The following is a 14,275-nucleotide window of genomic DNA, read 5'->3' on the forward strand; positions in this document are numbered from 1 at the left end:
GGCCCGCGCCGGGCGGGGGCCGGTGACTTGATGGCCCTGACCCGCCCCCTGACGTCCTGTTCCGAGAGAGGTGCCCTCATGCGGATCGGCATCACCAGTCCCGTCGTCACTGCCGTGCCCGGCGCCCACTCCCCGTGGGAGCGAACCGCCGGGATCGAGGAGCTGGGGGCGGTCGCCGAGGTCGCCGACCGGCTCGGCTTCCACCATCTGACCTGCTCGGAACATGTCGCCGTGCCCGCGGACGTGGCCGAACAGCGCGGAGGCACCTACTGGGATCCGCTCGCCACCTTCGGCTACCTCGCCGCCCGCACCCGCCGCATCCGGTTCGCCACCCAGGTCCTGGTCCTCGGCTACCACCACCCGCTGGCGGTGGCCAAGCGCTACGGGACACTGGACCGGATATCGGGCGGACGGCTCGTCCTGGGGCTCGGCGTGGGCAGTCTGGAGGAGGAGTTCCGGCTGCTGGGCGCGGCCTTCGAGGGACGGGGCGCCCTCGCCGACGACGCGCTCGCGGCGCTGCGGTCCTCGCTGTCCCGGCGTGAACCCGCCTACCACGGTGAGCACTTCGACTACGAGGGCTTCGTGGTGGAGCCGCACGCCGTGCAGGAGAGGGTGCCGCTGTGGATCGGCGGCCGTACCCCGCGTTCGCTGCGCCGGGCGGTGGCGCACGGTGACGGGTGGGTGCCGTTCGGGCTGGGGCTGGACCGGCTGCGCGAGATGCTCGGTGCGGTAGAGCTGCCGGAGGGCTTCGAGGTGGTGCTGAGTGCGGGCCGCCCGCTCGATCCGGGCGGGGACCCGGACGGTACGGCGGCGACGCTGCGGAAGGTGTCCGGCGCGGGCGCCACGCTGGCCGGCGTGTCGCTGACGGCCGGGTCCGTGAGCCACTACGCCGAGCAGTTGGAGTCCCTTGCCGAAATCACCGGCGTCGGGCCGGCCGGGGAGGTCCGGGCATGAGCGGGGACCGGCCGGCCACCGTCGAGGCGCGGCTGCGGCGCCTGGAGGACGAGCGGGACATCGCCAGGATGATGGCGTCCTACGGGCCGCTGGTCGACGGCGGCGACGCGGACGGTGTCGCCGCGCTGTGGGCTCCCGACGGGGTCTACGACATCGACGAGTTGTTCCTCGCGGGCCGGGAGCAGGTCCGGGAGATGGTGCGGTCCGCCGCCCACCAGGGGTGGATCCGGCAGGGCTGTGCGCACGTCGTGGGGCCGCCGCACATCACGGTCGACGGCGACGAGGCGGTCGCGGTGTGCCACTCGCTGATGGTGGTGCACGAGGCCGGCCGGTACGTGGTGCGCCGGGCCACCGCGAACCACTGGCGGCTGCGCCGCGCGGCCTGCGGCGCCGGGTGGCAGGTGGTGACGCGCACGAACCGGATCCTGGACGGCCGTCCGGAGTCGCCCGCCCTGCTGGCCGGCGGGGTGCGCGGCGAACCGGCGGGCGGCTGAGGAAACGGCGCGCGAGGGAGCGGTGACGGCCGCTCCCGCCCCCTCCCCCGCCGCGCGTGCGGGCGGAGCCCTGTACCGGCCGCCGGGAGGGTCGAGGCCGTGCCCGCCCCGCGGTCCGTGAGGCTCCGCCCGGCCGCCGCTCCGGGACCGGCGGGGCCCGGGACCCGCCCGGCACGGGTCGGCAGGACCCCGCCGAGGCCGGGTCAGCGCGCCCCGTACACCGGTTGGGGTGTCTCCGCGTCGGCCAGCAGCTTCAGTGCCGCCTCCCCCGCCTCGGCCGGGCTCCAGCGGGCGCCCTTGTCGGCGGTGGGGCCGGGGCGCCAGCCCTCCATCACCGTGATCCGGCCCGCCTCGGCCTCGAAGACCCGGCCGGTCACGCCGGCGGACGCCGCCGAGCCCAGCCAGACGACGAGCGGCGAGACATTGTCCGGGGCCATCGCGTCGAAGGCTCCCTCACCGGGCGCCGCCATGGTCTCGGCGAAGGTCTCCTCCGTCATCCGGGTGCGCGCGGCCGGGGCGATCGCGTTGACCTGGACGCCGTACCGGCCCATTTCGGCGGCGGCGACCAGGGTCAGGCCGACGATGCCGGCCTTGGCGGCGGAGTAGTTGCCCTGGCCGACGCTGCCCAGCAGGCCCGCTCCGGAGGCGGTGTTGACCACGCGGGCGGCGGGGACGCGGCCCGCCTTGGCCTCGGCGCGCCAGTGCGCCACCGCGTGCTTGAGCGGCAGGAAGTGCCCCTTGAGGTGGACGCGCATCACCGCGTCCCAGTCGTCCTCGTCCAGGTTCACCAGCATCCGGTCGCGCAGGAACCCCGCGTTGTTGACGAGGGTGTCGAGCCGGCCGAAGGAGTCGAGCGCGGTGGCGACGAGTGAGGCCGCGCCGTCCGACGTGGCGATGTCGCCGCCGTGCGCGACGGCATCGCCGCCCGCCGCGCGGATCTCCTCGACGACCTGCTGCGCGGGGCCGACGCCCGCGCCGGAGCCGTCGAGGCCGACGCCGAGGTCGTTGACGACGACCTTCGCGCCCTCGGCGGCGAAGGTGAGGGCATGGGCGCGGCCGAGGCCACGGCCGGCGCCGGTGACGACGACGACGCGGCCGGCGCACAAGGCGGACGGTGAAGTCATGGCGGGTTCCTTCCGTAAGGGGCGGGCGGCCGGTGCCGTACCGCTCAGTGGCACGGCACTCCCCCGGCGTGGGCATCGCTGCTACCTTCAGCCCTAACAAACGTTTGGTGGAAAGGTAGCTGATCTGCTCATGGGTGTCTCCACCTCCGTCCCGGAAGAGGGCGTGGCCGTCGTCACCGTGGACTTCCCTCCGGTCAACGCCCTGCCCGTACAGGGCTGGTACGACCTGGCCGCGGCGGTGCGCGCCGCCGGCGCCGACCCGAAGGTGCGCTGCGTGGTGCTCGCCGCCGGGGGCCGCGGTTTCAACGCGGGCGTCGACATCAAGGAGATGCAGCGCGCGGACGGGCACGGGGCGCTGATCGGCGCCAACCGGGGCTGCTTCGAGGCGTTCGCCGCGGTCTACGAGTGCGAAGTCCCGGTCGTTGCCGCCGTGCAGGGCTTCTGCCTGGGCGGCGGGATCGGCCTGGTGGGCAACGCGGACGCGATCGTGGCCAGCGACGACGCCACCTTTGGGCTTCCGGAGCTGGACCGGGGCGCACTCGGCGCGGCCACGCACCTGGCCCGGCTCGTCCCTCAGCACCTGATGCGGGTCCTGTACTACACCTCACGCACCGCGACGGCCGAGGAGCTGCACCGGCACGGCTCGGTGTGGCGGGTCGTCCCGCGCGAGGGCCTGCGGGCGGCCGCCCTCGAACTGGCCGGTGAGATCGCCGCCAAGGACGGCTACCTGATGCGGCTGGCCAAGGCCGCCATCAACGGCATCGATCCGGTCGACGTGCGCCGCAGCTACCGCTTCGAGCAGGGCTTCACCTTCGAGGCCAACCTCAGCGGGGTCGCCGACCGCGTGCGCGACACCTTCGGCACGGACACCTCCGGAACCGGCACTTCCGGAACCGACAAGGAGCAGCGAGCGTGACCGACGACAAGACGATGACGGCCGACGACGTCGTCGGCCGGCTGGAGAGCGGCATGACGATCGGCATCGGCGGCTGGGGCTCACGCCGCAAGCCGATGGCCCTGGTACGGGCGTTGCTGCGCTCGGACCTCACGGACCTGACCGTGGTCTCCTACGGCGGCCCGGACGTCGGTCTGCTGGCCGCCGCCGGGAAGATCCGCAAGCTGGTGGCGGCGTTCGGCACGCTCGACTCGATACCGTTGGAGCCGCACTTCACCGCCGCCCGGCAGCGCGGGGCGTTCGAGATGGTGGAGTACGACGAGGCGATGCTGATGTGGGGGCTGACCGCCGGGGCGCAGCGGCTGCCGTTCCTGCCGGTGCGGGCCGGGCTCGGGTCGGACGTGATGCGGGTCAATCCCTCGCTGCGCACCGTCCGGTCGCCGTATGCCGACGGTGAGGAGCTGGTCGCGGTCCCGGCCCTGCGCCTGGACGCGGCCCTGGTCCACCTCAACCGCGCCGACCGGCACGGCAACGGGCAGTACCTGGGCCCCGACCCGTACTTCGACGACCTGTTCTGCGAGGCCGCCGACCACGCCTACGTCTCCTGCGAACGGATCGTCGACACGGCGGACCTGCTCAAGGAGCACGGGCCGCAGACCCTGCTGGTGAAGCGCCTGTTCGTGGACGGCGTGGTCGAGACGCCGAACGGCGCGCACTTCACCTCGTGCGTGCCCGACCACGACCGGGACGAGGACTTCCAGCGCGCCTACGTCCGGGCCGCCCGCGATCCCGAGCAGTGGGCGGCGTTCCGCGAACGGTTCCTGTCCGGCGACGAGGTCGCCTACCAGGCCGCCGTCACGGCGTTCCACCAGGAGGAGGAAGCATGAGCGCCACCACCGGAACAGGTCTCGCCACCGCGACCCGCGCCGAGCACTGCGTGGTGGCCTGCGCGGAGGTCTGGCGCGATGCCGGTGAGGTCCTCGCCAGTCCGATGGGCACCGTCCCTTCCATCGGGGCTCGCCTGGCGAAGCTCACCTTCTCGCCGGAGCTGCTGCTCACCGACGGCGAGGCGCTGCTCATGGCGGACGTGCCCTCGGTCGGGCAGCGACCGGGAGCCGTGGAGGGATGGCTGCCGTTCCGTCAGCACCTGGCGCTGACCGCCAGCGGGCGCCGGCACGTGATGATGGGCGCCAGTCAGCTCGACCGCCACGGCAACCAGAACATCTCCTGCATCGGCGACTGGGCCAGGCCCACCCGGCAGCTGCTCGGGGTGCGCGGGGCGCCAGTCAACACGGTCAACAACCCGACGAGTTACTGGGTGCCGAAGCACTCCGCGCGGGTCTTCGTGGAGCGCGTCGACATGGTCAGCGGCGTCGGGTACGACCGGGCCGCCACGGCCGGACCCTCGGCGACCCGCTACCACCGCGTCCCCGACGTCGTCACCAACCTGGGCGTCTTCGACTTCGAGACCCCGGACCGCTCGATGCGGCTGCGTTCGCTGCATCCGGGGGTCACCGTCGAGGAGGTCACCGAGGCCACCGGCTTCCCGCTGGTGGTCCCCGACGAGGTCCCTTTCACCCGCACGCCCACCGAAGCGGAGCTGCGGCTGATCCGGGAGGTCGTCGACCCGAAGGGACTGCGGGAGCGGGAGGTCCCGGCGTGAGCGCGCCGGAGGGGCCGGCGACGATCCCGACGGCGCTCACCGAGCTGACCGGGGTGCGGTACCCGATCGTGCAGACCGGCATGGGCTGGGTGGCCGGCCCCCGGCTGGTGTCCGCCTCCGCCAACGCGGGGGCACTCGGCGTCCTCGCCTCGGCCACGATGAGCGTGGAGGGGCTGCGGGCCGCCGTGCGGGAGGTCAAGTCCCGTACGGACGCGCCGTTCGGTGTCAACCTGCGGGCGGACGCGGGCGACGCCGTGGACCGGGTGCGGGTCATCGTCGAGGAGGGGGTGCGGGTGGCGTCCTTCGCGCTCGCCCCGTCCAAGGACCTGATCGCCCGTCTGAAGGACGCGGGCGTCGTCGTCATCCCGTCCGTGGGCGCCCGGCGGCACGCCGAGAAGGTCGCCGCGTGGGGCGCCGACGCGGTGATGGTGCAGGGTGGGGAGGGCGGCGGTCACACCGGTGACGTGGCCACGTCCGTGCTGCTGCCGCAGGTGGTGGACGCCGTTGGCATCCCCGTCATCGCGGCGGGCGGCTTCCGCGACGGGCGGGGCCTGGTGGCCGCGCTGGCCTACGGGGCGGCCGGCATCGGGATGGGCACGCGGTTCCTGCTCACCTCCGACAGCACCGTCCCGGCGGCCGTGAAGGAGAAGTACCTGGCCGCGTCCGTGAAAGACGTCACCGTCACGACCAAGGTCGACGGGCTGCCGCACCGGATGCTGCGCACCGAGTTGGTCGACTCCCTGGAGCGGTCGGGCCGCGCGGCCTCGCTGCTGCGGGCGCTGCGGCACGCGTCGGCGTTCCGGAAGGAGTCCGGGACCAGTTGGCCGCGGCTGGTGCGGGACGGGCTGGCGATGAAGCACGGCAAGGACCTGACGTGGGGCCAGGTGCTGCTGGCCGCCAACACGCCGATGCTGCTGAAGGCGTCGATGGTCGAGGGCCGCACCGATCTGGGGGTGATGGCCTCCGGGCAGGTGGCGGGGCTGATCGATGATCTGCCGTCCTGCGCGGAGCTGGTCGGGCGGATCATGGAGGAGGCGCGGGCGGCGCTGAAGGCGCTGCCCGAAGCCGGCTGACGGCCCCCGCACGGCGGAGGGGCGGTCCGGAGTCCGGGCCGCCCCTCCGCCGTCGTCGCACAAGTCGTCGTACGAGTCGTCGTACGAGTCGTCGTACGAGTCGTCGTACGAGTCGTCGTACGGGTCGTCGTACGGGTCAGAGGCGCTCGATGATGGTGACGTTGGCCTGGCCGCCGCCCTCGCACATCGTCTGCAGGCCGTAGCGGCCTCCGGTGCGCTCCAGTTCGTGCAGCAGGGTCGTCATCAGCTTGGTGCCGGTGGCGCCGAGCGGGTGGCCCAGCGCGATGGCGCCACCGTTGACGTTGACCCGGTCCGGGTCGGCGCCGGTCTCCTTCAGCCAGGCCAGGACGACCGGTGCGAACGCCTCGTTGATCTCGACCAGGTCCATGTCGTCGATGGACATCCCGGCCTTCTTCAGCGCGTACGCCGTCGCCGGGATCGGGGCCGACAGCATGCGGATGGGGTCCTCGCCGCGCACCGACAGGTGGTGGACGCGGGCCCGGGGGGTGAGCCCGTGTTCGGCGACGGCCCGTTCGGAGGCGATGAGCAGCGCAGAGGCACCGTCGGAGACCTGGGAGGACACCCCGGCGGTGAGCCGGCCGCCCTCGACGACCGGCTTCAGGGCCGCCATCTTCTCCAGGGACGTGTCACGGCGCGGCCCCTCGTCGGTGGTGAGGTCCCCGTAGGCGACGGTCTCGCGGTCGAAGCGGCCCTCGTCGATGGCGCGCAGGGCCCGCTGGTGCGAGCGCAGCGCGAACTCCTCCATCGCCTCCCGGCTGATGTCCCACTTCTCGGCGATGAGTTCGGCGCCGTGGAACTGGTTGACGGGCGCGTCGCCGTAGCGGGCGCGCCAGCCCTCGGAGCCGGCGTAGGGGCCGTCGGTGAGGCCGAGGGGTTCGGCGGCCTGGCGGCTGGCGAAGGCGATGGGGATCATCGACATGTTCTGCGTGCCGCCCGCGACGACCAGGTCCTGGGTGCCGGAGAGCACGCCCTGGGCAGCGAAGTGGACGGCCTGCTGGGAGGAGCCGCACTGCCGGTCGACGGTGGTACCGGGCACCTCCTCGGGCAGGCCGGCGGCCAGCCAGGCGGTGCGGGCGATGTCCCCGGCCTGCGGACCGACGGTGTCCAGGCACCCGAAGACGACGTCGTCGACGGCGGCCGGGTCGATGCCGGTGCGCTCGACGAGCGCCTTGATGACGTGCGCGCCGAGGTCGGCGGGGTGGACGGCACTGAGGCCGCCCTTGCGCCGGCCGACCGGCGTGCGGACCGCTTCGACTATGTATGCCTCGGCCATGACTGCTCCTTCATGTGGGACAGGGGGTGTCAGCTGCGCGGGGTGATGCCTTCGAGGACCATGGACAGGTACTGGCGGGCGATCTCCTCCGGGCTGTGGGTGCCGCCGGGGCGGTACCAGGAGGCGGCCACCCACACGGTGTCGCGCACGAACCGGTAGACGAGCCGGACGTCCAGGTCGCCGCGGAAGACCTTCTCGGCGACGCCCCGCTCCAGGGTGCGCAGCCAGGCGTCCTCGAACTTGACCTGGGAGTCGGCGAGGTAGGCGAAGCGCGGCTGGGCGGAGAGGTGCCTGGACTCCTTCTGGTAGATGGCGACTGCCGGTCCGTGCCGGTCGATCTGCCGGAAGGACTCGGTGACGAGGGCCTCGATGGTCTCCCGGGGGCCGAGCCCGGCGGCGAGCACGGTGTCGTAGCCGGCCCACAGTTCGTCCAGGAAGGCGGAGAGGATCTCGTCGAGCATCGACTCCTTGGAGTCGAAGTGGTAGTAGAGGCTGCCGGCCAGCAGCCCAGCGGCGTCCGCGATCCGGCGGACGGTGGTGGCGTTGTAGCCCTGGTCGGCGAAGACCTGGGCGGCGGTGGCGAGGATCTCGGCGCGGCGCTCGGCGGCGGAGTTGGTGCTCATCGGGTCATGCTCTCTGACTGCTGACGGAAACGGTCTCACCGGTCAGGTAGGAGGAGTAGCCGCTGGCCAGGAAGACGATGACGTTGGCGATCTCCCAGGGCTCGGCGTAGCGGCCGAAGGCCTCCCGCTCGGTGAGTTCGGCGAGGAGTTCGGGGGTGGTGACCTTCACCAGGTGCGGGTGCATGGCGAGGCTCGGGGCGACGGCGTTGACCCGGACGCCGAAGTCGGCGGCCTCCAGGGCGGCGCAGCGGGTGAGGGCCATGACGCCGGCCTTGGCGGCGGCGTAGTGGGCCTGGCCGCGCTGGGCCCGCCAGCCGATGACGGAGGCGTTGTTGACGACGACGCCCGGCCCGCCCTGCTCCTTCAGGCGGCGCAGGGCGGCGCGGGTGCAGCGGAAGGTGCCGCCGAGGGTGACGTCGAGGACCTTGGACCACTGTTCGTCGGTCATGTCGACGAGGTCGGCGGTGCCGCCGAGTCCGGCGTTGTTGACGACGACGTCGAGGCCGCCGTGCCGTTCGGCGGCGAGCGTGAACAGGGCGTCGACCTGTTGTTCGTCGGTGACGTCGCAGGGCAGTCCGGCGACGTTGTCGGCGCCGAACTCGTCGGCGAGGGCGGCGGCGCTCTCCTTGAGGCGGCGTTCGTGGGCGTCGCCGATGACGACGCGGGCGCCCTCCTCCAGGAATCTGCGGGCGGTGGCTCCACCGATCCCGGCGCCGGCAGCGGCGGTGATCACGGCGGTGCGGCCGGCCAGGAGGGAGTGTCCCGGTACGTAGGGCGGCGGCTGGTGGGTCGCGGTCACGGGCGGCTCTCCTTCGGCAGGCCGAGGACGCGTTCGGCGATGATGTTGCGCTGGATCTCGTTGGACCCGGCGTAGATGGTGTCGGAGCGGGAGAAGAGGAACAGCCGCTGCCAGTCGTCGAGGTCGTAGGGTTCCCCGGCGGCGAGCAGGCCGCCGGCGCCGCACACGTCCATGGCGAGTTCACCCAGCTCACGGTGCCAGGTGGCCCAGAAGATCTTGCCGATGGACGCCTCGGGTCCGGGGGCACCGGCGGCCACGCCGTCCAGCATGCGCAGGGCGTTGCAGCGGATGGTCTCCAGCCCCGTCCAGGCGCGGGCGAGGCGGTCGCGGACGAGCGGGTCGTCGGCCGCCCCGTTGCGCCGGGCCAGGTCGATGAGGGTTTCCAGTTCGCGCCGGAAACCGACCTGCTGGCCCAGTGTGGAGACGCCGCGTTCGAAGCCGAGGGTGGCCATGGCCACGCGCCAGCCGTCGCCGGGGGCGCCGACGATGTGGTCGGCGTGGGTGCGGGCGCCGTCGAAGAAGACCTCGTTGAACTCCGAGGTGCCGGTCAGCTGGGTGATGGGCCGGACCTCGACGCCGGGCTGGTCGAGCGGGACCAGGAGGTAGGACAGGCCCTGGTGGCGGCGCGAGCCCGGTTCGGTGCGGGCGACGACGAAGCACCACTGCGCCTCGTGGGCGAGTGACGTCCAGATCTTCTGTCCGGTGACCACCCAGTGGTCGCCGTCCCGCTCGGCCCGGGTCCGCACGTTCGCCAGGTCGGACCCGGCGTCGGGCTCGCTGTAGCCCTGGCACCACAGTTCCTCGGCGGCGACGATCGGCGGCAGGAACCGGGCCCGCTGCTCGGGCGTGCCGAAGGCCACCAGGGTCGGCCCGAGCAACTGCTCCCCGATGTGGTTGACCCGGGCGGGCGCCTCGGCCAGGGCGTACTCCTCGTGGAAGGCGACCTGCTGGTCAATGGTCGCGCCCCGGCCGCCGTACTCCTCGGGCCAGCCGACGCAGGTCCAGCCGGCGGCGGCCATGTGCCGCTCCCACTCCAGCCGTTCGGCGAAGGCCTCGTGCTCACGACCCGGGCCGCCGCGGCCGCGCAGGGCGGCGAAGGCGCCGGTGAGGTTGGCGGCCAGCCAGCCGCGGATCTCGGCGCGGAACTCCTCGACGCTGCTCATGCCGTTACGTTAATCTACCAAACACTTGTTAGGGAAGGAGGGCCGATGTCCGCTGCCCACGACGAGACCGGCGAACCCGTGCGCTACGAGAAGCAGGGCCCGGTCGCGACGGTCACCATGAACCGCCCCGAGTACCGCAACGCCCAGAACTCCGCGATGACTTACGCCCTGGACCGGGCGTTCTACCGAGCGGCCGAGGACGACGAGGTGAAGACCGTCGTCCTGGCCGGGGCGGGCAAGCACTTCTCCGCCGGCCATGACATCGGCACCCCCGGCCGCGACGCCCACCTGCCGTTCGAGCGCAGGGCGGGGCTGTGGTGGAACCACTCGGACAAGGAGGGCGCGGAGAGCCGGTTCGCCCGCGAGTCCGAGGTGTACCTCGGCATGTGCCGCCGCTGGCGCGAGCTGCCGAAGCCGGTCGTCGCCTCCGTGCAGGGGGCGTGCGTGGCGGGCGGGCTGATGCTCGCCTGGGTGTGCGACCTGATCGTCGCCTCGGAGGACGCGTTCTTCGCGGACCCGGTGGTGCGGATGGGCATACCGGGTGTCGAGTACTTCGCCCACCCGTGGGTGATGCCGCCGCGCGTCGCCAAGGAGTTCCTCTTCACCGGCGACCGCATGAGCGCCCGGCGCGCCTACGAGGTCGGCATGGTCAACCGGGTCGTTCCCCGCGAGGAACTGCCGGAGCGCACGCGGGAGCTGGCGCTGCGCATCGCCGAGATGCCGCGTCTCGGGCTGGCCCTGACCAAGCGCGCCGTCAACCAGGCCGAGGACCTCCAGGGCCTGCACACCGGCATGGACTCGGTGTTCGGGCTGCACCACCTGGCGCACGCGCACAACGCCGAGACCGCGCCGGACGCGCTCGGCGGCATGGACATCCGGGCGATGAAGAAGGCGGGCGGCTGATGGACCTCGACTTCAGCGAGGCGGACGACACGTTCCGCGCCGAGGTCCGCGACTGGCTCGCCGCCCATGTGCCGACCACTCCCCTGCCGTCCCTGGAGAGCGCCGAGGGCTTCGCCGCGCACCGGGAGTGGGAAGCCGAGCTGTCCGCCGGCCGGTGGTCGGTGGTGTCCTGGCCGGAGGAGTTCGGCGGGCGGGGGGAATCGATCCTGCGGTGGCTGGTCTTCGAGGAGGAGTACTTCGCGGCCGGCGCCCCCGGGCGCGTCAGCCAGAACGGCATCAACCTCCTGGCCCCCACCCTCTTCGAGCACGGTACGCCCGAGCAGCGGGCCCGCATCCTGCCCCCGATGGGGCGCGGCGAGGTCATCTGGGCGCAGGCCTGGTCCGAGCCGGAGTCCGGTTCCGATCTGGCCTCGCTGAAGTCGACGGCCCGGCGCACGGACGGCGGCTGGTTGCTGAGCGGCCAGAAGACGTGGTCGTCCCGGGCGGCCTTCGCCGACCGGGCCTTCGGCCTGTTCCGCAGCGACCCGGACGCGGCGAAGCCGCACCACGGACTGACGTACCTGATGTTCCCGCTGGACGCCGAGGGTGTCACGGTGCGGCCCATCGGCCGCCTCGACGGCAGGCCGGCCTTCGCGGAACTCTTCCTGGACGACGTGTTCGTGCCGGACGAGGACGTCATCGGCGAACCCGGCCAGGGGTGGCGGGTCGCGATGAGCACCACCGGCAACGAGCGCGGGCTCACCCTGCGCAGCCCCGGCCGCTTCACGGCCGCCGCCGGCCGGCTGACCGAGCTGTGGCGCGAGTACGGCGATCCGGCCGACACCGCGCTGCGCGACCGGGTCGCCGACGCGGTGATCGGCGCCCACGCCTACCGGCTGTTCTCCTACGCGGGCGCCTCGCGCATCCTGCACGGCGAGGACGGACCTGCCGGCGCGGCCTCCAGCCTCAACAAGGTCTTCTGGTCGGAGCTGGACATCGCCCTGCACGAGACGGCCCTGGACCTGCTCGGCCCGTACGGCGAACTCGCCGACCACGCGGGCGAGTCACCGGCCCACGGAGTCTGGGCCGAGGGTCACACCTTCTCCCTGGCCGGACCGATCTACGCCGGCACCAACGAGATCCAGCGCGACATCATCGCCGAGCGGCTGCTCGGCCTGCCGAAGGGACGCCGGTGATGCGGTTCCTCCTCGACGCCGAGCAGCGGGAGTTCGCCCGCTCCCTCGACGGGCTGCTCGCCTCGTCGGACACCCCGGCCGTGGTGCGGTCCTGGGCGGCCGGTGACCACGGTCCCGGGCGGGCCGTCTGGGCGCGGCTGGCGAACGCCGGGCTGTTCGCGCTCGCCGTGCCGGACCGGTACGACGGCTTCGGCGTCCTGCCGCTCGAACTCGCCGTCGCCTTCACCGAACTGGGCCAGCACGCCGTGCCCGGACCGCTGGTAGAGACGGTCGCGACGGCCGCCCTGCTGGACCGGCTCGGCGACACCGACGCCGCCGGCGCCCACCTGCCCGGCATCGCCTCCGGCAAGACCGTCGCCTCCCTCTGCCTGACCGACCGGGGCCCGTACGCCCTGGACGGCGACGCGGCCGACACGGTGTTCGTCGTGGACGGCGACACCTTGCGCGTCGCGGACGGTGTCGGCCCCGTGCAGCCGTCGGCCGACCCGGGGCGGCGACTGACCCGGCCGTCCGGCGGCGCGGTCCTCGCCTCGGGACCGGCCGTGACCGCCGCGACGCGCCACGCGGCCGACGTCGCCGCGCTCGCCACCGCGGCGCAGTGCCTCGGCGTGGGCCGCGCGCTGCTGGACCGCACCGTCGCGTACGTCGGGCAGCGCACCCAGTTCGGGGTCGCCGTCGGCTCCTTCCAGGCCGTCAAGCACCGCCTCGCGGACACCCTGATCGCCCTGGAGTTCGCCGAGCCACTGGTGCACGGCGCCGCGCTGGCGCTGGCCTCCGGGGACGCCGACCGGGCGGGCCGGGAGATCGCCGCCGCGAAGGTCACCGCCGGCGAGGCCGCCCACCGGGCCGCCCGGGCGGCCCTCCAACTGCACGGGGCGGTCGGCTACACCGACGAACTGGACCTGTCCCTGTGGCTGCGCAAGGCCCGTCCGCTGCGCGACGCCTGGGGCACCCCGGCCGCCTGCCGGGCCCGCGTACTGGCCGTCTGACGCGCGCCGCGTGCGCGCCGCACCGAGGGGAGCAGCCCGATGAGGCTGACGGAGGAGCAGGAAGAGCTGAGGTCGGCCGTGCGGTCGTTGCTGACCCGGCACGAGGGGGAGGCGGCCTGGGCGCCGCTGGCCGAGCAGGTCGGCGTCGCCGGGCTGGCCGTGCCCGAGGAGTACGGGGGCGCGGGCGGCGGCGCCCGGGACGTGCACGTGGTGATGGAGGAGCTGGGCCGCGCCCTGAGCCCGCTGCCGCTGCTCGGGTCGGCGGTGCTGACGGCCGGGGCGCTGCTGGCCTCCGGCGACAAGGAGGCCTGCGGGCGCCTGCTGCCGCCGCTCGCCGAGGGCCGTGCGGTGGGCGCCCTGGCCTGGGCCGAGGGCGGCTCCTGGGACACGGGGGCAGTGCGCGCCGAGGCAGTGCCCGCGCCCGGCGGCGCCTGGCGGATCACCGGGGCCAAGGAGCTCGTACTGGACTGGCCGCACCTGGACGTGCTGCTGGTCGCGGCCCGCACGCCGGCCGGCGTCTCACTCTTCGAGGTCGCCGTGGACGCCGCCGGGGCGCGCCGCGAACCCCTCGTCACCATGGACACGACCCGAGGACTGGCCCGGTGGGTGCTGAGCGGCGCCGAGGGCTGGCTCCTCGGCGTGGACGGCGACGCGGAGCGCACCCTGGCGCACGTACGGGACCTGGCCTGCACGGCGCTCGCCGCCGAACAGGTGGGTGCCGCCGAGCGCTGCCTCGAGACGACCGTCGCCTACGCCCGCGACCGTGTCCAGTTCGGCCGTCCCATCGGCTCCTTCCAGGCGGTCAAGCACCGGCTCGCGGACGCCTATGTGCAGGTGGAGTCCGCGCGGTCGGCTGCGCTCGGCGCGGCGTTCGCCGCCGACGGGGACCCGGCGGCGCTGCCGCGGGCCGCCGCCGTCGCCAAGTCGGTGTGCTCCGAGGCGTTCTCGGCGGTGGCAGGCGAGACGATCCAGCTGCACGGCGGGATCGGCATCACCTGGGAGCACGACGCGCACCGCTTCTTCAAGCGGGCGCACGGGGCGGGCGAGCTGTTCGGCGCGCCCGCCCGCCACCGGGCGCGGCTGGCCGCCGGGCTCGGCCTGACCTCGCGCTGAACACGTACACGTA

General features: G+C 73.6%; 15 protein-coding genes. 10 read left to right on the forward strand and 5 right to left on the reverse strand.

Annotation, left to right across the window (positions count from 1 at the left end; translation table 11 throughout):
- Positions 1 to 78: 78 nt before the first annotated feature.
- Both KUM03_RS22115 and KUM03_RS22120 read left to right on the forward strand, forming a co-directional pair.
- On the forward strand, positions 79 to 954 hold the full coding sequence (locus KUM03_RS22115; protein ID WP_217251015.1) for a TIGR03619 family F420-dependent LLM class oxidoreductase: 876 nt from the start codon (positions 79 to 81) through the stop codon (positions 952 to 954).
- Complete coding sequence (locus KUM03_RS22120; RefSeq protein ID WP_217251016.1) at positions 951 to 1,448, forward strand: nuclear transport factor 2 family protein; 498 nt, start codon at positions 951 to 953, stop codon at positions 1,446 to 1,448. The genes KUM03_RS22115 and KUM03_RS22120 overlap by 4 nt, the downstream gene beginning before the upstream one ends.
- A gap of 203 nt (positions 1,449 to 1,651) precedes the next feature.
- On the opposite strand, the gene KUM03_RS22125 is transcribed toward KUM03_RS22120, so the two are convergent.
- The gene (locus tag KUM03_RS22125) at positions 1,652 to 2,572 is read right to left on the reverse strand and encodes an SDR family oxidoreductase (RefSeq protein ID WP_217251017.1); all 921 of its coding nucleotides are present in this window, start codon (positions 2,570 to 2,572) and stop codon (positions 1,652 to 1,654) included.
- 130 nt (positions 2,573 to 2,702) lie between these two features.
- Between KUM03_RS22125 and KUM03_RS22130 the strand changes: the two genes are divergently transcribed.
- The 4 genes from KUM03_RS22130 to KUM03_RS22145 are packed head-to-tail and all read left to right on the forward strand — an operon-like array spanning position 2,703 to position 6,203.
- Entirely contained in the window at positions 2,703 to 3,488 is a 786-nt protein-coding gene (locus KUM03_RS22130; protein ID WP_217251018.1) for an enoyl-CoA hydratase family protein, read from the forward strand.
- Between the two features lie 14 nt (positions 3,489 to 3,502).
- Positions 3,503 to 4,354, forward strand: coding sequence for a CoA transferase subunit A (locus KUM03_RS22135; RefSeq protein ID WP_217251415.1), 852 nt, complete (start codon positions 3,503 to 3,505; stop codon positions 4,352 to 4,354).
- Positions 4,351 to 5,130 (forward strand): CoA-transferase subunit beta, encoded by a 780-nt coding sequence (locus tag KUM03_RS22140; RefSeq protein ID WP_217251019.1) that lies wholly within the window; start codon positions 4,351 to 4,353, stop codon positions 5,128 to 5,130. The genes KUM03_RS22135 and KUM03_RS22140 overlap by 4 nt, the downstream gene beginning before the upstream one ends.
- A 23-nt stretch (positions 5,131 to 5,153) precedes the next feature.
- A complete protein-coding gene (locus tag KUM03_RS22145; protein ID WP_217251416.1) occupies positions 5,154 to 6,203 on the forward strand; it encodes a nitronate monooxygenase family protein in 1,050 nt (349 codons plus the stop codon).
- Positions 6,204 to 6,339: 136 nt separating this feature from the next.
- Here the strand turns inward: KUM03_RS22145 and KUM03_RS22150 are convergent, their stop codons facing one another.
- From KUM03_RS22150 to KUM03_RS22165, 4 genes are read right to left on the reverse strand one after another with little or no spacing between them, the layout of a single operon-like run.
- Complete coding sequence (locus KUM03_RS22150; protein ID WP_217251020.1) at positions 6,340 to 7,497, reverse strand: acetyl-CoA C-acetyltransferase; 1,158 nt, start codon at positions 7,495 to 7,497, stop codon at positions 6,340 to 6,342.
- Positions 7,498 to 7,526: 29 nt separating this feature from the next.
- On the reverse strand, positions 7,527 to 8,120 hold the full coding sequence (locus KUM03_RS22155) for a TetR/AcrR family transcriptional regulator (protein WP_217251021.1): 594 nt from the start codon (positions 8,118 to 8,120) through the stop codon (positions 7,527 to 7,529).
- A gap of 4 nt (positions 8,121 to 8,124) precedes the next feature.
- Positions 8,125 to 8,919, reverse strand: a complete 795-nt coding sequence (locus tag KUM03_RS22160) for an SDR family oxidoreductase (RefSeq protein WP_217251022.1) — start codon at positions 8,917 to 8,919, stop codon at positions 8,125 to 8,127.
- Positions 8,916 to 10,082 carry an acyl-CoA dehydrogenase family protein gene (locus tag KUM03_RS22165; protein WP_217251023.1) on the reverse strand — a complete coding sequence of 389 codons (1,167 nt, stop codon included), beginning with the start codon at positions 10,080 to 10,082 and terminating at the stop codon, positions 8,916 to 8,918. The genes KUM03_RS22160 and KUM03_RS22165 overlap by 4 nt, the downstream gene beginning before the upstream one ends.
- Before the next feature lie 45 nt (positions 10,083 to 10,127).
- Here KUM03_RS22165 and KUM03_RS22170 point away from each other — a divergent pair, with 45 nt between their 5' ends.
- Genes KUM03_RS22170 through KUM03_RS22185 form a run of 4 tightly spaced genes read left to right on the forward strand, consistent with a single transcriptional unit; the run spans position 10,128 to position 14,262 of the window.
- On the forward strand, positions 10,128 to 10,985 hold the full coding sequence (locus KUM03_RS22170; RefSeq protein WP_217251024.1) for an enoyl-CoA hydratase: 858 nt from the start codon (positions 10,128 to 10,130) through the stop codon (positions 10,983 to 10,985).
- On the forward strand, positions 10,985 to 12,160 hold the full coding sequence (locus KUM03_RS22175; protein ID WP_217251025.1) for an acyl-CoA dehydrogenase family protein: 1,176 nt from the start codon (positions 10,985 to 10,987) through the stop codon (positions 12,158 to 12,160). Before KUM03_RS22170 ends, KUM03_RS22175 begins: the two co-directional genes overlap by 1 nt.
- Entirely contained in the window at positions 12,160 to 13,149 is a 990-nt protein-coding gene (locus KUM03_RS22180) for an acyl-CoA dehydrogenase family protein (protein WP_217251026.1), read from the forward strand. Before KUM03_RS22175 ends, KUM03_RS22180 begins: the two co-directional genes overlap by 1 nt.
- 39 nt (positions 13,150 to 13,188) lie before the next feature.
- Positions 13,189 to 14,262: an acyl-CoA dehydrogenase family protein gene (locus tag KUM03_RS22185; RefSeq protein WP_217251027.1), complete on the forward strand. Its 1,074-nt coding sequence runs from the start codon at positions 13,189 to 13,191 to the stop codon at positions 14,260 to 14,262.
- Positions 14,263 to 14,275 lie beyond the last annotated feature (13 nt).

The sequence above is a fragment of the Streptomyces sp. AC602_WCS936 genome, from assembly GCF_019049125.1.
Taxonomy (GTDB): Bacteria; Actinomycetota; Actinomycetes; order Streptomycetales; family Streptomycetaceae; genus Streptomyces.

What these genes read in the sequence shown, in the direction of transcription:
- KUM03_RS22165 (WP_217251023.1), bottom strand. Translation starts at nt 10,082, where the DNA reads ATGAGCAGCGTCGAGGAGTTCCGCGCCGAGATCCGCGGCTGGCTGGCC.
- KUM03_RS22125 (WP_217251017.1), bottom strand. Translation starts at nt 2,572, where the DNA reads ATGACTTCACCGTCCGCCTTGTGCGCCGGCCGCGTCGTCGTCGTCACC.
- KUM03_RS22175 (WP_217251025.1), top strand. Translation starts at nt 10,985, where the DNA reads ATGGACCTCGACTTCAGCGAGGCGGACGACACGTTCCGCGCCGAGGTC.
- KUM03_RS22135 (WP_217251415.1), top strand. Translation starts at nt 3,503, where the DNA reads ATGACGGCCGACGACGTCGTCGGCCGGCTGGAGAGCGGCATGACGATC.
- KUM03_RS22155 (WP_217251021.1), bottom strand. Translation starts at nt 8,120, where the DNA reads ATGAGCACCAACTCCGCCGCCGAGCGCCGCGCCGAGATCCTCGCCACC.
- KUM03_RS22185 (WP_217251027.1), top strand. Translation starts at nt 13,189, where the DNA reads ATGAGGCTGACGGAGGAGCAGGAAGAGCTGAGGTCGGCCGTGCGGTCG.
- KUM03_RS22140 (WP_217251019.1), top strand. Translation starts at nt 4,351, where the DNA reads ATGAGCGCCACCACCGGAACAGGTCTCGCCACCGCGACCCGCGCCGAG.
- KUM03_RS22150 (WP_217251020.1), bottom strand. Translation starts at nt 7,497, where the DNA reads ATGGCCGAGGCATACATAGTCGAAGCGGTCCGCACGCCGGTCGGCCGG.
- KUM03_RS22170 (WP_217251024.1), top strand. Translation starts at nt 10,128, where the DNA reads ATGTCCGCTGCCCACGACGAGACCGGCGAACCCGTGCGCTACGAGAAG.
- KUM03_RS22180 (WP_217251026.1), top strand. Translation starts at nt 12,160, where the DNA reads ATGCGGTTCCTCCTCGACGCCGAGCAGCGGGAGTTCGCCCGCTCCCTC.
- KUM03_RS22115 (WP_217251015.1), top strand. Translation starts at nt 79, where the DNA reads ATGCGGATCGGCATCACCAGTCCCGTCGTCACTGCCGTGCCCGGCGCC.
- KUM03_RS22120 (WP_217251016.1), top strand. Translation starts at nt 951, where the DNA reads ATGAGCGGGGACCGGCCGGCCACCGTCGAGGCGCGGCTGCGGCGCCTG.
- KUM03_RS22130 (WP_217251018.1), top strand. Translation starts at nt 2,703, where the DNA reads ATGGGTGTCTCCACCTCCGTCCCGGAAGAGGGCGTGGCCGTCGTCACC.